General features: G+C 64.9%; 15 protein-coding genes. 4 read left to right on the top strand and 11 right to left on the bottom strand.

What is annotated here, in order from left to right:
* The first annotated feature begins 35 nt into the window (after nucleotides 1–35).
* Nucleotides 36–968 carry a 1,3-beta-glucanase gene (locus tag FHX11_RS16250; RefSeq protein WP_184358666.1) on the top strand — a complete coding sequence of 311 codons (933 nt, stop codon included), beginning with the start codon at nucleotides 36–38 and terminating at the stop codon, nucleotides 966–968.
* A 51-nt stretch (nucleotides 969–1,019) separates the two neighbouring features.
* On the opposite strand, the gene FHX11_RS16255 is transcribed toward FHX11_RS16250, so the two are convergent.
* Nucleotides 1,020–2,186 (bottom strand): glycosyltransferase, encoded by a 1,167-nt coding sequence (locus FHX11_RS16255; protein ID WP_184358667.1) that lies wholly within the window; start codon nucleotides 2,184–2,186, stop codon nucleotides 1,020–1,022.
* A gap of 220 nt (nucleotides 2,187–2,406) precedes the next feature.
* On the opposite strand from FHX11_RS16255, the gene FHX11_RS16260 reads away from it, so the two are divergent.
* The gene (locus FHX11_RS16260) at nucleotides 2,407–2,853 is read left to right on the top strand and encodes an SRPBCC family protein (protein ID WP_184358668.1); all 447 of its coding nucleotides are present in this window, start codon (nucleotides 2,407–2,409) and stop codon (nucleotides 2,851–2,853) included.
* A 75-nt stretch (nucleotides 2,854–2,928) separates the two neighbouring features.
* On the top strand, nucleotides 2,929–3,987 hold the full coding sequence (locus FHX11_RS16265; RefSeq protein WP_184358669.1) for an adenylate/guanylate cyclase domain-containing protein: 1,059 nt from the start codon (nucleotides 2,929–2,931) through the stop codon (nucleotides 3,985–3,987).
* Nucleotides 3,988–4,015: 28 nt separating this feature from the next.
* Here the strand turns inward: FHX11_RS16265 and FHX11_RS16270 are convergent, their stop codons facing one another.
* From FHX11_RS16270 to FHX11_RS16290, 5 genes are read right to left on the bottom strand one after another with little or no spacing between them, the layout of a single operon-like run.
* Nucleotides 4,016–5,749 (bottom strand): biotin carboxylase N-terminal domain-containing protein, encoded by a 1,734-nt coding sequence (locus FHX11_RS16270; RefSeq protein WP_184358670.1) that lies wholly within the window; start codon nucleotides 5,747–5,749, stop codon nucleotides 4,016–4,018.
* Between the two features lie 11 nt (nucleotides 5,750–5,760).
* On the bottom strand, nucleotides 5,761–7,386 hold the full coding sequence (locus FHX11_RS16275; RefSeq protein ID WP_184358671.1) for a 5-oxoprolinase/urea amidolyase family protein: 1,626 nt from the start codon (nucleotides 7,384–7,386) through the stop codon (nucleotides 5,761–5,763).
* A gap of 7 nt (nucleotides 7,387–7,393) precedes the next feature.
* Complete coding sequence (locus FHX11_RS16280; protein WP_184358672.1) at nucleotides 7,394–8,200, bottom strand: putative hydro-lyase; 807 nt, start codon at nucleotides 8,198–8,200, stop codon at nucleotides 7,394–7,396.
* A 22-nt stretch (nucleotides 8,201–8,222) separates the two neighbouring features.
* A complete protein-coding gene (locus FHX11_RS16285; RefSeq protein ID WP_184358673.1) occupies nucleotides 8,223–8,987 on the bottom strand; it encodes a 5-oxoprolinase subunit PxpA in 765 nt (254 codons plus the stop codon).
* A 14-nt stretch (nucleotides 8,988–9,001) separates the two neighbouring features.
* Nucleotides 9,002–10,276 carry an NRAMP family divalent metal transporter gene (locus tag FHX11_RS16290; protein ID WP_184358674.1) on the bottom strand — a complete coding sequence of 425 codons (1,275 nt, stop codon included), beginning with the start codon at nucleotides 10,274–10,276 and terminating at the stop codon, nucleotides 9,002–9,004.
* 319 nt (nucleotides 10,277–10,595) lie between these two features.
* On the opposite strand from FHX11_RS16290, the gene FHX11_RS16295 reads away from it, so the two are divergent.
* Nucleotides 10,596–11,261 (top strand): GntR family transcriptional regulator, encoded by a 666-nt coding sequence (locus tag FHX11_RS16295; protein ID WP_184358675.1) that lies wholly within the window; start codon nucleotides 10,596–10,598, stop codon nucleotides 11,259–11,261.
* Nucleotides 11,262–11,287: 26 nt separating this feature from the next.
* Here FHX11_RS16295 and FHX11_RS16300 read toward each other — a convergent pair whose 3' ends face one another.
* Genes FHX11_RS16300 through FHX11_RS16320 form a run of 5 tightly spaced genes read right to left on the bottom strand, consistent with a single transcriptional unit; the run spans nucleotide 11,288 to nucleotide 15,765 of the window.
* Nucleotides 11,288–12,022, bottom strand: coding sequence for a hypothetical protein (locus FHX11_RS16300; RefSeq protein WP_184358676.1), 735 nt, complete (start codon nucleotides 12,020–12,022; stop codon nucleotides 11,288–11,290).
* Entirely contained in the window at nucleotides 12,019–13,053 is a 1,035-nt protein-coding gene (locus FHX11_RS16305; RefSeq protein ID WP_184358677.1) for an alcohol dehydrogenase catalytic domain-containing protein, read from the bottom strand. The genes FHX11_RS16300 and FHX11_RS16305 overlap by 4 nt, the downstream gene beginning before the upstream one ends.
* Before the next feature lie 30 nt (nucleotides 13,054–13,083).
* On the bottom strand, nucleotides 13,084–13,932 hold the full coding sequence (locus FHX11_RS16310) for an ABC transporter permease (protein ID WP_184358678.1): 849 nt from the start codon (nucleotides 13,930–13,932) through the stop codon (nucleotides 13,084–13,086).
* Complete coding sequence (locus tag FHX11_RS16315) at nucleotides 13,925–14,692, bottom strand: ABC transporter ATP-binding protein (RefSeq protein ID WP_184358679.1); 768 nt, start codon at nucleotides 14,690–14,692, stop codon at nucleotides 13,925–13,927. Before FHX11_RS16315 ends, FHX11_RS16310 begins: the two co-directional genes overlap by 8 nt.
* 50 nt (nucleotides 14,693–14,742) lie before the next feature.
* Nucleotides 14,743–15,765: an ABC transporter substrate-binding protein gene (locus tag FHX11_RS16320; RefSeq protein WP_184358680.1), complete on the bottom strand. Its 1,023-nt coding sequence runs from the start codon at nucleotides 15,763–15,765 to the stop codon at nucleotides 14,743–14,745.
* Nucleotides 15,766–15,841: the final 76 nt, after the last annotated feature.

Raw genomic sequence — 15,841 nt, forward strand, 5'->3', positions numbered from 1 at the left:
TGTTCAAGCGAGCGACCGGCAACGGAGAACTGGCAATGAGAACCGTGACATCCCGCCGCAACCTGCTGATCGGAGCCGCGTCGCTGACCGCGGCCGGCGGTTTGTTGTTGACGAATGGCCGGCCCGCCGCCGAAGAACCGCGCGACCCGACCGAAGGTCGTAAACTCGTCTTCGACGAAGCTTTTGCAAGGCTCGACCCGGCGATCTGGCATGCGGGCGCCAAGGCGACGACGTTCGACAGCGGTTTTTACGGACGGTCCGCCTTCAGCCGGATCGACGGCGAAGAAGGGTTCAATCCCTATGCGATCGTGGACGACGCGTCGACGGACAATGGAAAGGCGCTGCAAATCTCGGCACAATATATCGGCCGTCCGATGCATGTGCCGAATTACTATGGCAACGACCTGCCGGAATACCAATGGATCTCCGGCAATATCCAGACGGCCAGGTCGGACGGTACGATCCTCAAGGGCTGGAGGCAGGGGTATTTCGAGGCACGGATGCAGTTTCCGGCCCATCCCCTGAGCTTCCCCGCTTTCTGGCTGATGAATGGTCGCAGCATCCTGTTTCCCAAGACGAGCATCGAACTCGACGTCGTCGAGCAGAAGGGTTGGGAACACGATCTCTACGGCGCCTATCTGCACGAATGGGGCAAGCCGGGCGAGCATCACGAGGGGGTCGGCGTCCCCACCGGCGTCGACATCACCAAGGGCTATTACCGTTATGGCCTGCTGGTCGAGGGCGCCCGTTGCCGGTTCTATTTCGAACGCAAGCAGATCCTCGATCCGAAACGCCAACAGCCTGTCGATTGGACCCTCGGACGCGCGGCGGAAATGGATGCGGGCGGCGATGTCTTCTGGCCGCTCCTGACCCTGGCCCTGCGCTCGGACGTTCCCTTTCCCAACCCGCTCAAGCCGCAGGATCGCCTGACCCATATGCGCGTCGACTATATGCGGGTTTATGCGTGATATCTTCGCGCAATTCCGGATGGCGCCAGGCCCTTTTCGCCCCGGCATGGCTCATGCGGTCAAGGATGCCGGCCTTCCTGCCGCGGCTCGCAGCGCGGCGGCATGCACGTCCACCACCCGCTCCGTGTCATAGGTATCGATGAAATTCTGCCGGAATTCGGCGTGCGACTGCTCGCTTTGCAGATTGTCGCAATAATAGACCATGGCTTTGACCAATGCATCGCCGCCGCTGACAGGAACGAGCAGGCCGAGCCGCTTGTCGACGAGAATATCGCTCGGGCCGAATTCGCAATCGGTCGATATGACCGGCAGGCCGAACCTCAAGGCTTCGCATATGGCCAGCGACCATCCCTCCCAGCGGGAGGTGGACACGTAGACGTCGCTGGTCGACAGCGCCGGCTGCGGATTGTCCGGGTGGTGCTCGATGCTGACCACCGCCTCGAGCCCGAGCTGCCGGATCTGGTCGCGCAGCTCCTTTTCGCCGGCGCCGTAACCGACGATCTTCAGCCGGGCGTTCTTGCGGACCATGTAGAGGTCGCGGAAGGCTTGCAGAAGAATATCCTGTCCCTTCTGGAATGAGAACCGGCCGACATTGACGAATGTGACGGTGTTCTCCTGCCCGGAAGCTCCCGCCTTCGACCCATCGAACCGTCTGACGGGATTGGGCAGCCAGTATTGCGGGGTCTTGCTCTTGAAGATCGCCTTGAAGGCTTCGAGCTGCCTGGGCGATGTGCCGAAGACGTAGGAGAGGCGCTTGATGAAATAGATCCTCATCAGGAAGAACAGGATTTTTGCCTTCAGATGGCTCGATTCCAGACGGGGATTGCCATGCAGGTGCATGGCGAAATTTCGCCGCAGCCCGAGGCTCGCCACCATGCAGATGACCGTCGGCTCAATCTGTGGAACCACGACCAGACTATAGTCTTTGCTGCCGATCACGCTCCGCAATGCAAGCATCAGCTGTCGTCTGTTTCCGGCAATTCTGTCGATCGTGTTGTAACTTTGCTGTCCGGTTGGGCGGTTCTTATGCAAAGACGTGTATAGAACATCGATGTCGAAATCGGCCGCATATTTGTCGGACAGGGCCGAACATATGGTGTCGACCACCCGTTCTATCCCGGCAAAAGAGCTGGTTCCCGGTTGAATATAAAGGATTTTCATGCGCGCGGCCGGCGGCGCCTGCTCTGTCGTGGTCGGCAATTCGGCATTCGTCTGCATCCGTGCGCCCCCATGAAGATCTATCGGTATTCATAGTATAGTGAAGTGTACAGCATGAATATTAAAGCTGGCGAGAGGGTCCGCATTATTTTCCTGGCGAAGGCGATTTGGCACTATGCGTGGTTGCGGGGTGTCGCATGGCGCGGTTTGGCGGTATGATGGGCTCGCATCCATCTACCGTGCTCTGCCCCACAGCTCTGGCGATCATTGGAGAGACCCCATGCAAGATTCCCTCGTCGTCCGCCGTGAAACGCATATCGCGGCGCCGCCCGCTGCGGTCTTTGCTCTTCTGACCGATCCCGAGAAGATCCTTCGCTGGATGGGGACGGAGGCGGATATCGATCCTCAGCCCGGAGGGCTTTATCTCGTCAACGTCACCGGGGCGCGTTTTGCGCGCGGTTCGTTCCGCGAGGTCGTGCCGGTGCATCGCCTTGCCTATAGTTTCGGCTGGGACGGCAGCGAGGTGGTGCCGCCGGGATCGAGCCTGGTGGAGATCGATCTCATCGAGCAGCCGGATGGGACATTACTGCGGCTCACCCATTCCGGTCTTCCCACCGTGGAGCAATGCGCTGGTCATGCGGAGGGTTGGGCCCATTATCTCGGCCGTCTGGCCGTTGTCGCCGCCGGCGGCACGCTCAGTCCCGATCCGTGGGAGGGCCGGACCTGAGGGCCCCTTGCTTCCCACGGCGTCCCGCGGCCGTGGCCCGGATGACAGCGTGTGATCGCCATGGCATGATTGGGCATGGATCTGCCCGCTTCCCTTGCATGGCTGGTTGACGAGGCCGGCGCCTCGCCGCATCCCGAATGGTTCCTGTCCGAGCTCGGCGGCCGGCTGTTGGCCGATGGCGTGCCGCTCACCGGCGGCGCGTTGACGCTCGCCGTGCCGCATCCGATCATTGCCAGACGCACCTGGCTGTGGCGGGCGGAGAGCGGCGCCGTCATCGAGGCGCTGGGCTTTGCCGGTGCTCCGCTTGGTGATGCCGGGCGCGATTGGCTGGCAAAGCTCGGCCCGGTGTCGGAGGATATGGGCGGCTCCGGCCGGGACGCGCCGTTGCTGGGATGGGCCGGGTCGCGGCCATTTGCCCCCGCCGAGGTCGAACGGTTGCGCGAGGTGGCGCGTTTCGCGGCCGCTCCCTTGGCCGCCCTTGCCGCACGCGGCGCACAGGCAGCGCTGCTTGAAGCCTATCTCGGCAGACGCAGTGCCGCGCGGGTGCAGGCCGGCGCGCTCGGGCGAGAGTCCGGAGAGATGATCCGGGCCGTCCTCCTATGCGCCGATCTGCGTGATTTCACTGCCCTGTCGGAAGTGACCGAGCCCAGGATCATGATCGCGGCCCTCGATGACTGGTTCGACCGCGTCACCGGCGCCGTGCACGCCTTCGGCGGCGAGGTGCTGAAATATATCGGCGACGGCGTATTGGTGATTTTTCCGGTCACATCCACGCCTGGCGAGGCCTGCGAAGCGGCGCTGCGCGCAATCGCCGCCATCCGCGCCGGCATGGCGCATCTCGATGCGTCACGACAGGCGCAGGGTCTGCCGCCGTTGCCCTTCGGCGCGGCGTTGCATTTCGGCGAGATCCTGTGGGGCAATATCGGGGCCGCCGACCGGCTGGATTTCACCGCCATCGGCCCGGCGGTCAATCTGGTCAGCCGGCTTGAGGGACTTTGCAAGCCGCTTGGCCGCAATGTGCTGATCTCGGGGGCTGTCGCCGCCGAGGCGACGACCGTCTTGATGCCGCTGGGTGAACACCAGCTGCGCGGCATTGCCGATCCCTGCGCGGTCTTCACTTTGCCGGAAGATTGAGGCCAGGGGGCGGAATGATGTTCCGCCTCTATTCTTCGAAACGCCCAAGCGCCGCGCCGGCCTGAAGGTAGCTGCCCTGCTCGGCGGCGATGCGGAAGACGCCGGCGCGCGGAGCGCTCACCTGGGTTTCCATCTTCATGGCCTCCATGACGGCTATGAGGTCTCCGGCTTCCACCTTGTCGCCATCGGCGATCTTCCACGCCTGCAACGTCCCGGCAATCGGTGCAGCCACGACGGCGGGATCGGCCTCGATTTTCCCGGAAGATGCCGTCGTGATCGGGCTATCGAGCGAGGAGCCGAGGCCGGCGAGCAGCGCGGCCGGCAGGGCAAGCTCGTGCCTTTTGCCGTCGATCTCGACATGGATGCGCAGAAGCGATGTATCGGCCGCCGGTTCGGGGCGGGCGGCGGCTTCCGGCATGGCGGCGAAATCGGTCTCGATCCAGCGGGTGTGAACCTTGAAGCCGTCCTCGCCGATGAAGTCGGCGGTCTCGATGGCGGCGCGGTGGAAGGGCAGAACGGTCGCAATGCCGTCGATGCGGAATTCCTTCAGCGCGCGGCGGGCACGTCTCAGCGCTTCCTCCCGGTTAGCGCCGGTGACGATCAGCTTCGCCATCAGCGAGTCGAAAGTGCCGGGAACCGTCGAGCCGGCAACGACGCCGCTGTCGAGGCGGATGCCGGGGCCTGACGGCGCGTCGAAGGCGGTGATCGTACCCGGTGTCGGCAGGAAGCCCCGGCCGGGGTCCTCGGCATTGATGCGGAACTCGATCGAATGGCCACGCGGCGCCGGCGTCTCGGTGATGGCCAGCGGCAGGCCTTCGGCGACGCGGAACTGCTCGATCACCAGATCGATGCCGGTGGTCTCCTCGGTGACGGGATGTTCGACCTGCAGCCGGGTATTGACCTCTAAGAAGGAGATGGTGCCGTCGACGCCGAGCAGAAATTCGACCGTGCCGGCGCCGCTATAGCCGGCAGCCGCACAGATCTTCCTGGCCGCATCATGGATCGACTGGCGCTGCGCCTCGCTGAGGAACGGCGCCGGCGCCTCCTCGATGAGCTTCTGGTTGCGGCGTTGCAGCGAGCAGTCGCGGGTGCCGAGCACCAGCACATTGCCGTGCTTGTCGGCGAGCACCTGCGCCTCGATATGGCGCGGCCGGTCGAGGAAACGCTCGAGGAAACATTCGCCGCGCCCGAAGGCGGCTTTCGCCTCGCGCACGGCCGATTCATAGAGCTCGGCAATCTCACCGATCTTCCAGGCGACCTTCAGGCCGCGCCCACCGCCGCCATGGGCGGCCTTGATGGCAACCGGCAGGCCATGTTTCTCGGCAAAGGCCACGACCTCCGCCGCCGTCTCCACCGGGCCGTCGCTGCCGGCGACCAGCGGCGCGCCGACGCTCTGCGCGATCCGCCGCGCCGAGACCTTGTCGCCCAGCGTTTCGATTACATCCGGATCGGGGCCGATCCAGATGAGGCCGGCATTGATGACCGCATTGGCGAATTCGGCGCGCTCCGACAGGAAGCCATAGCCCGGATGCACGGCATCGGCACCGGAGCGGCGGGCGATGTCGATCAACCTGTCGATAGCGAGGTAGGTTTCCGCCGGCGTGGCGCCGGGGAGGCTGTAGGCCTCGTCGGCCAGCTTGACGAAGGGCGCGTTCATATCCGGATCGGCGTAAACCGCCACCGATTGCAGGCCGTAGTCCCGGCAGGCGCGCAGGATGCGGACCGCGATCTCGCCGCGATTGGCAATCAGGACTTTCTTCATGCGGTGCTTCCTCATGGTTTCTTCTCTTCAGCCGTAGCGGGCTTGATTTCGGCAAAGGGCGCGATCGGCCGGAAACGGATTTTCGCGCCGATGGGGATCTGCCCGGCGAGGTCGAGGTGGTATTCGGCGACAGCACCGATCACCGGATAACCGCCGGTCAGCGGATGGTCCGCCAGGAACAATACCGGCTGGCCGCTATGGGGTACCTGGATGGCGCCGGTCGCCGTGCCTTCGCTCGGCAGCTCGACGCTGTCGATCCGCTCGATCGGCTGGTCGCCGGCAAGCCGGATGCCGACACGGCTCGATTGCGGCGTCACCTGCCAGAGCTGGCCGGTCAGCGTCGCAAGGCCTGTTTCGGTAAACCAGTCGGCGCGGGGTCCGAGCACCACATCGAGCGTGACGACATCGCCGGCCGCCGGCAAATCGAAGGCCGGGCTTTCCGTCAGCGAGACGCTCGTTAGCCCTGTTGCGCTTTCGTGGATGGCGAGTGTCGCGCCCGATGTCACCGGCGCGGGGCCGACGACGGCGAGCATGTCGGTGGAGGCGCTGCCGAGCACCGGCTTGACGTCGAAGCCGCCGCGTACGGCGAGGTAGCTGCGCATGCCCATGGCGGGGTTGCCGAGCGTGACGACGTCGCCCGGTTCCAGCGCCAGCGCCAGCGGCCGGTAGGAGGCCATGTCAAGAATGCGGCCGGAGGCATCCCTGACCGTGATCGGGCAGGGTGCTCCCGTCAGCGCGATCACCGCGCGGCTCGTTGCCTCGAAGGAGAAGCCGCCAAGGGTGATTTCCAGGCAGGGCAGGCCGGGCGGATTGCCGACGATGCGGTTTGCCGTCTTCAAGGCGGCCTGATCCAATGCCCCGGAGGCGGAGACGCCCTGGCCCGTCTGGCCGAAACGGCCGAGATCCTGAAACACTGCCGGGATTGGGGAAGCAAGGACATGGAAGGCCGACGAGGGACCCGTCGGTGCTTGCGCGCTCGCGTCAGTCCGTGCGGTCTTTGGCGGGGCGGCGGCCGTCTTGCCGTCTTTCGCAAGATCGGTAAAGCGGACGCGATAGCCCGGCTGGAACAGGGCCGGCGGGTCGCGGCTCAGGTCCCACATCTTGACCGGCGTGACGCCGATCAGCTGCCAGCCGCCAGGGCTCTCCTGCGGATAGACACCGCTGAAGGCGCCGGCGAGCGCGACCGCGCCGGCGGGAATGCGGGTGCGTGGGCTCTTGCGGCGCGGAACGTGAAGCGCGGGATCGCCGCCGACCAGATAGCCGAAGCCCGGCGCGAAACCGCAAAAGGCGACGGTGAATTCGCTCTCCGTATGGCGGCGGATGACCTCGGCGACGCTGAGGCCGGTCAGCTCCGCCACCTCGGCCAGATCCTCGCCATGATAGTCGACCGGGATTTCCACGATCGTTTCGACGGAAGGGGGAAGGGCGGAGAGATCGCGTGCGGCGACCTCGGCGGCGATCGCTTTCGCCGATATCCTATCCGGCTGGAAGCGGATCATCAGCGTGCGGGCGGCGGGCACCATTTCCTCGATGCCGTCGAGCGGCGAGGCCGTGAGCGAGGCGAACAGCGCCAATGTTTCGTCGAGGCCGGCAAGCTCGACCAGCAGCGTCGTCAGGTTGACGGGAAGGAAACGCATCGCGGCCTCAGACATGATAGGCGGAATCGGGAACATCGGTGACGAACATATGTCCCGGCGCGTGGGTGATGGCGAAAGGTACGCCCGATGCCATGACGGCGGCCTGCGGCGTCACCCCGCAAGCCCAGAACACCGGCACCTCGCCGGGCTCGATGCGCACGGCATCGCCGAAATCCGGCCTGGAGACGTCCTTGATGCCGATCAGCTCCGGCGCGCCGACATGTACGGGCGAGCCATGGACGGCCGGGAAGCGGCCGGAAATGGTTGCGGCATCGGCAACGCGGGACGCGGGGATCGGCCGCATCGAGACGACCATGTTGCCCTTGAGCCGGCCGGCGGGGCGGCAGGGCCGGTCGGTCAGATACATCGGCACGTTCGATTTGTCCGTCATGTGGCGAATCTCGATGCCCGCTTCGACCATCGGTGTTTCGAAGGTGAAGCTGCAGCCGATCAGGAAGGCGACGAGATCGGGATATTCCGCCCAGGCCTTGCTCGCGTCAGGCGTCTCCTCCGCGAGCTTGCCGTCGCGCCAGATGCGGTAGAGCGGCAGGTCGGTGCGCAGATCGGCGCCGGGTGCCAGGATCGTGCTGGGAGAGCCGGGATCGGAGACGTCGAGCACCGGGCAGGGCTTCGGATTGCGCTGCGCATAGAGCAGGAAATCGAAGGCCCAGTCGCGCGGCAGGACGATCAGATTGGCCTGGGTGAAGCCCGGCGCGATGCCGGAGGTCGGCTCGATGGCGCCATCCCGGTAGCGCTGCCTTGCGGCGCGGGCCGGTTGCGTATCGACGTGGCGAAGGCGGTCCGTGGCGATCATGTCGGTCTCCTGTCGGCCGCGTTCAGGCGGAGAGGAAGGATTGGACGAGGATACCCTCGGCCTCGAAGCGGCGGCGGATTTGCTGGGCGATGGCAACGGCGCCGGGGCTGTCGCCATGCACGCAGATCGACTGCGCTTCGAGCCGGATGGTCGAGCCGTCGATGGCCTGCAACGTTCCTTCGCGGACAAGCTGCAGCATGCGGTCGGCGATCACCTCCGGATCGTGGAGGACGGCGCCCGGTTCGCGGCGGGAGACCAGTTGCCCGTCCGGCGTATAGGCCCGATCGGCAAAGGCTTCTGCCACCACGGCAAGGCCCGCTTTTCTGGCGAGATCGAGGATCGGCGCATTGGCCAGGCCCATCAGCACCAGCGAGGGATCGATCGCCTTGATTGCATCGACAACATCCTTGCCCTGGCGCGGATCGTGGGCGATGCGGTTGTAGAGCGCGCCATGCGGCTTGACATAGCCGACATGTCCGCCGGCGGCCGCCGCGATGCCCTTCAGGGCGCCGATCTGATAGATGACGTCGGCGACGAGCTCGGCGCTGGCGACATCCATGTCGCGCCGGCCGAAGCCGACGCGGTCGGGATAGGAGACATGGGCTCCGATCGAAACGCCCTGCTCGATGGCGGAGCGTACGGTCCTCAGGATACCGACGGGGTCGCCGGCATGGAAGCCGCAGGCGATGTTGGCGCTGGAGGCGACGGCGAGCATCGCCGTATCGTCGCCCATGCTCCAGGCGCCGTAGCTTTCGCCGAGGTCGCTGTTGAGATCGATCGAAGCCATGGAAATGTCCTCCCTTACATGCTCAGGAATGCGAAGATCGGGTTGATCGACTTGTAACCCATGTACCAGGTGAGCGCGCAAGTCAGTATGCCGAGAACCAGCAGCCAGCGCGGATAGCGGTAACCGCCCATGAGATCGCTGCGCGCCCAGGCCGCATACATGAAGATGGAAAGGCCGATCGGCAGGACCAGGCCGTTCAGGCCGCCGACGAAGACCAGCATGGCGGCGGGCGTCGTCTTCATGATGACGAAGCCGATCAGCGACACGGCGATGAAGCCGACGGTCGCCAGGTTGCGGCTGCGCTCGCTGATGTCCTTCTTGAAGGCCGTCAGGAACGAGACGGAGGTATAGGCGGCGCCGATGATGCTGGTCATCGCCGAGGCAAGCAGGACGGCGCCGAAGAGACGCAGGCCGATCTGGCCGGATGCTGCCTGGAAGGCCTGGGCGGCGGGGTTTGCCGACTTGCCGGAGATGTCGATGACGACACCGCTTGCCACGACGCCGAGCACGGCGAGGAACAGGATGTAGCGCATCACGCCGGTCACCGCGATGCCGGTCAGGGCGGCGCGGTTGACGGCCTGGAGGTTCTCGATGCCGACCATTCCCTTGTCGAGCAGGCGATGGGCGCCGGCATAGGTGATGTAGCCGCCGACCGTGCCGCCGACGATCGTGGTGATCGTGGCGAAATCGATGGTATCGGGCATCACCGTCTGGTGCAGGGCTTCCGCGACCGGCGGACCAGCGACGATGGCGACATAGACGACGAGGACGAGCTTGACGATGCCGGCGACCAGGACGACGCGGTCCATGGCGATGCCGGCCCGTCGCGACAGGAAGATGGCGACGGCGGCAAGGGCGGCGATCGAACCGCCGATCTTCGGGTCCAGATCGAGCATCGCATTGGTGCCGAGGCCGGCGCCGGCGATGTTGCCGATGTTGAAGAACAGGCCGCCGACCATCACCAGCACGGCGAGAAGATAGCCGGAGCCGGGAATGGCGGCATTGGCGATATCCGAGGCGCGCATGCGGGTGACCGTGACAATGCGCCAGATGTTGGCCTGCACGACGAAGTCGATGACGATCGACGCGAGGATGCCGAAGGCGAAGGCGGCCCCGAGCTTGACGGTGAAGGTGGCCGTCTGGGTGATGAAGCCGGGGCCGACCGCCGACATCGCCATCAGCAGGATGGCTGCCGTCAGGGCGGCGCGGCGTGATTGCACCGGCGTGCCGGCAGAGGGGGTATCAGCGGCCGGGGCGGCGCTGCTCGATGAAAGTGAATGCTGCTCCATAAGGCATCTCCGTTGATCGCTTGCGTCATCCCGGGCCGTTCGGGCCGGTTTACGAGGGCAGCGTCGCCGCGTTTCACAATTCTGTCAAGATCGTTCAACGATTTTATGATATCGTTCTACCAATCTGTGCAATCCATGGGCATGATGCGATCCGAATAGGCATGGGATGCCGCCGAGCCGGGCAGTTTCCGGCGCTTTTGCACGCGAATATCCGTGGGGCGCGCTTGCCGGCCGTGGCGGGACCAGTTCCCAAGGTCCGTGAAGCAGGCTATCGATGCGCCATCGGTGCTGCCGCGCCGAATGGTTCGAAGGAAATTTTATGACGTCACGGGAAATGACCACGGCGCTCGTGCCGCGCCTGGCGGACGAGATTCGCGACAAGCTGATCGCCGGCGAATTTCAGCCCGGTCAGCGCCTGTCCGAGCCCGCGCTCTGCGCGGAGCTCCAGGTCTCGCGCAATTCGCTGCGGGAGGCTTTCCGGCTGCTCACCAAGGATGGGTTGCTTCGGCATGAACCCAATCGCGGTGTCTTCGTCGCCACGCCCGACATGGCCTCGATCATCGACATCTACAGGATGCGGCGGATCATCGAGTGCCGCGCGCTGGAACAGGCGCATCCGAAACATCCGGCCGTCGCCCGCATGCGCCGCGCCGTCGACACGGCATTGGAGCGCAGCGCATCCGGAGACTGGCGCAGTGTCGGCAGCGCCAACATGGCCTTCCATGCCGCCATCGTCGATCTTGCCGACAGCACGCGCCTGAGTGCTTTCTATACCCAGATCGCCGCCGAGCTTCGTCTGTGTTTCGGATTGCTGGACGATCCGGAATTCCTGCACGCGCCCTATGTCGACCAGAACGCGGCTATTCTGGCCGAGCTCGAAGCCGGAAGACCGGCGGCGGCGGCGGCGGCGCTCGAAGCCTATCTGGCGCGGTCCGAGCGCACGGTGCTGGCCGCCTTCACGCGCATCCGCGAAAACGGCGCCTGATCCCCGCAATATCGTCCGGCCGCGGTTTACGGGTCCATGCCGTCGAATTGCAGCCTGAGTGTCTTGCTGGCCGTCACTTGCGAGCGATCGGACGGAAATTCGCCGTCCTGATAGGCGACCAGCAGATCGAAGAGATTGTCGCGCAGGCATTTGCGCGGCTGGAGCATGTCCTGTGCCATGCCGGATATGGCCGGGCGGCTGACTGCCAGCCTCCGCCGGGACGTTGCCTCGATGATCAACACGATGTTGAACGTATCCGCGTCCGTCTCATCATCCTGGGTGAAGACTTCATAGAGCTGGTTTGGTTCGGCGCGGCCGATCCGGAAACCCAGGATGCGGGCGTCCGACACCATGTTCCGCAGGGCCTTGTCCAGGCCGGAAATCCCGGCCGGTGCCCGGCTTCTGTCGACGGAATAGGCCTGTATGAGTGCGTGGCTGCCGATGCCGTGGCCGCCGGCGGCGACAGTGCTTGCGGGAATTCGGAGCACGTTCGAAAAATGTCGCCGCATCTTCTGCGACCAGACACTGGGGTTGCGGACGAGATCCATATAGGCCGGATGCTCGACGGCGGTGAGATCCTGCAGCTCGTACAGGGTGAAATAACGCTGTTCGCCCTCCGCGCCGCCGCCGTAGCGCCGTGCGGCGCGCAGGCCCGGCGCCGTCAGCCGCTCCGGCACATGCTCGAACGTGTGCCAGGCTTCGTATTCCTCGGTCATGGCGGCGGGATAGTCGTTCCACAGGGCAAGGAAAGCGCTGTTCATGGCTGTCCCTCGATTTGAAGGATCACCTTGGAAGCGGTGCGGTCATGGGCGGCTTTGAAGCCCAAGAGTGCGTCGCCAAGCGGCAGACGGTGGGAAATCAGCGCGCGCATCATCTCCTGATGCGCATCGAGAAAGGCGATGACGTCGTCCCAGTTCTCCGCCGGCGCGCGATAGGAGCCGCGGATCTGCTGATGCATCCGCACCAGGCGTGTCAGGTCGATTTCGGCGGGCCGTGGATGGATGCCGACGATGGTGAACAGTCCCCGCTTCTTCAGGAAGGGCAGCGTCGCATTGACCAGCGCCGGCACGCCTGCCGCCTCGATGATCGCGTCGAAGGGGGCGAGGGGCGCAACCGCCTGCTCGAGGGTCGTGTCGCGCGTATCGATCAGATGTTCGAAACCGATGGTGCGCAAGGCCGCAAGCCGCGGCTCGTCGTCCCGCCCGACGACTACGACCCTTGCGCCCTTTTCCCGCGCCAGAACGGCAATCCCCTGGCCGATAAAGCCCGGTCCGATGACCAGCACTGTCTGGCAGGCGCGGATCTCGGCGGTGGCAACGGCTTCGGCGCAGACGGTCATCGGCTCGGTCAGCGCCGCCACGTCCATGGCGAGGCTGTCGGGCAATTTGTGGCAGTTGGCGTGGGGAACGCTGACCAGGGCTGCGAAGGCGCCGTTGCGGCCGATGCCGATGCCCTTGCGTCCGGTACAATTGTCGTCGTCATCCGCCAGGCAGGCGGCACATTGTCCGCAGGTGATGGAGGGTCGCACCGTCACGCGGGTTCCGATCAGGCTCTCGTCGAGATCCGGCCCGACCTTCTCGATATGGCCGGAGAGCTCGTGCCCGAGAGTGACCGGCATGGCGCTTTCCATGGCTTCATAGCCCGGCGTCCATTCGGCGATATGCAGATCCGTGCCGCAGATGCCGGCACAGTGGACGCGGATCAGGACTTCGCCGGCGGGAGGGGGAGCCGGTTCGTCGAGGACGCGAAATTCCACGCCGGCGCCGGGCCGGGTCTTTTGCAGTGCCAGCATGTTTATGTCTCCGGGGATGGGACGCGGACGCTATCCGCGCCAGTTCAGGAAGCGCCGTTCGATCAGCCCGATGACGAAATTCACGATCAGGCCCATGATCGACAATATGGCGACGCCGGTGAACAGTTTTTCGAGGTCGTAGAGCGAGCCGGCCTCGAGAATATAGGCGCCGACGCCGAATTGCGCACCGAGCATTTCCGCCGCGACCAGCAGGATGATCGCAATCGAGATCGAGACCCGAAGGCCGGAGAGAATGGCGGGAAAGGCGCCCGGCAGGACGATCTTGCGCACGATCGACCACCAGCTCAGTCCGAAGCTCTGACCCATGCGGATCAGCGATCGGTCGACATTGTCGACGGCGCCGTAGGTGGCGACGACCGTCGGCGTGAAGGTCCCGAAGGCGATCAGGGCATATTTCGAGGTCTCGTCGATCCCGAACCAGATGACGAAGAGCGGCAGCAGCGCGATCTTCGGGATCGGAAACAAGGCGGCGACCAAGGGCACGAGCCCGGCCCGGACATAGCTGAACAGGCCGATGCAGACGCCGATCGAGATACCGGCGGAGATGCCGAGGGCGGCGCCGATGAAAAGCCGTTGCAGCGAAGGCAGCAGGTGTTGCCATAACAGGCCGGTCCGCCAGAGCTGCATGAAGGTCTCGAGCACCGCCGAGGGACGCGGCAGCGTCAGGTTCGAGATGACACCGGCGCGCGTGCCGATCTCGGCAAGGGCGATGAGGACAATGAAGACCGCGATCGCCACGCCGCGCACCGGCCTCGGGGCAAAGCCGCCGCCGCGGAAGGGCACGGCGCGGACCGGTGCAGCGGTCCTGGCGTCCTCGGAGATTGCCGTTGTCGTCGGGAATGCGGTAGCGTCAGACATTGACCAGCTCCTTGTCGGCGGCCATGGCCTCCTCGCGCATCAGCTCCCAAAGCTGGGTCTGCTTTTCCTCCAGCACCGGATCGGCCAGATGTCGCTCCGACAAGGGCATGTCGATATCGACGATCTCGCGAATGCGGCCGGGGCGACGGGACAGGACGACGACACGATGGCCCAGCCGGACGGCTTCGTTGAGGTTGTGGGTGACGTAGACCGAGGTGAAGGGCTGTCGGGTCCAGAGCGAGATCAGGTCGTCCATCAGCAGTTCGCGGGTCTGGCTGTCGAGCGCCGAGAGCGGCTCGTCCATGAGCATGACAGCGGGGCGCACGGCTAGCGCCCGGCTGATCGCGACGCGCTGGCGCATGCCGCCGGAGAGCTGCTTGGGGAGCGCATGACGGAATTCGGAAAGGCGCGTGCGTTCAAGAACGTCGGTCACGATCTCGTCCATCTCGCCTCTGCCGAGGCCGTGATCCTCCAACACCAGCTTGATGTTGCCCTCGACCGTGCGCCACGGCAGCAATGCGAAATGCTGGAAGACGTAGGTGAGCGGATTGAGCGAACCCTTGGGCGGATCGCCGATCTGCAGGACCTCGCCCGAGGACGGGCGCTCAAGGCCGCCGAGGAAGCGCAGCAAGGTGGACTTGCCGCATCCCGACGGTCCGATCAGACAGACGATCTGACCTTGCGGTATGTCGAGCGAAATGTCCTTGAGGACCTCGACCGCGCCGTAACGGTGGTCGACATTTTTGAGTTTCAGGTCCATGAGTCCTCCAGGCGAAGACCCCGAAGGCCCCCGCATTCGGCCGCAAGCGGTCAGATCGTCTTGACGTAGGACGTGTCGAAGAGCTGCTCGTTAGTGATCGCGTCCTTGACCATGCCTTCGGATTTGAACCATTCGAGCTGTTCGACGCAGCTGTCGAGCGAGAGCGCCAACCCGTTGTTGATGCGCATGGCGCCGTCGATCAGGTTCTGTTTGGCGGTCTCGAAGGGACTGTCGCTTTCGACATATTTGTGGACGATCTTGGCGAGATCGTCGCGCGCGGCATCGTTGGCGGTCTTGTCGACGAAGGCGGCATTGTAGTCGGCGATCGCTTTGGAATAGGCCTTGATGAAGGCGGTCGTCAGCTCCCGTTCGCTCTTGGCGTTCTTCGTGGAGGTGAAGGCGGTCGTCACCTGATAGTTCGGCGCGTAGTCGGAGACCAGGCCGATCTGCTTGGCGGCCCCTTCGCGCAGCATCTGCTTGGCGACGTTCGGCTGGATCGCCCAGGCATCGATCTGGCCGGTGGTCAGCGCACCGACGATGGCGCCGAGCTTCTGCAGCGGGCGAAGCTGGATATCGGAGAGCTTGATGTTGTTGGCCTGCGCAATCTTGTGGATCATGAAATGGAAGGAGGAGCCGGCGGTGGTGATGCCGAAGCTCTTGCCGGCGAGCTTGGACGGGTCGGTCAGGCCGGCGTCGTAAGCCTTGTTCGAGGCGAGGATGATGGCGCCGACGGTGCCCTTCTCCTCGGTCAGCGCCCCGCCGATCACCTTGATCGCATCCTTCTGCGCCAGGCTGATCAGGCCGCCGCTCATCGCGGTGACGCCGAAATCGGCGTCACCGGACGCAATCGCAACCGCCATCGGCTGGGCGGCTTCGAAGAATTTCAGCTCGATATCGAGCCCGGCTTCCTTGTAGTAGCCGCGCTCATAAGCAATGAAGCTCGGCGCATGGCTCGCGAGATGCAGAACGGCGAGATTGCGGGTTGCCGCGCGTGCGGGCATGCCGAAGGCAGCGGCGGCGCCGAGGGCGCCCATGCCGGCAAGCGCCTGGCGACGGTTCAAGATCAGGCTCATCCGGTGTCTCCTCCCATGGGTGATGCCCTGCGGCGTTTCGGCTCCTCTTTGCCATCGGTGGCGGTGGAAGACAACC

It is taken from the genome of Rhizobium sp. BK602, assembly GCF_014195095.1.
Taxonomy (GTDB): Bacteria; Pseudomonadota; Alphaproteobacteria; order Rhizobiales; family Rhizobiaceae; genus Rhizobium.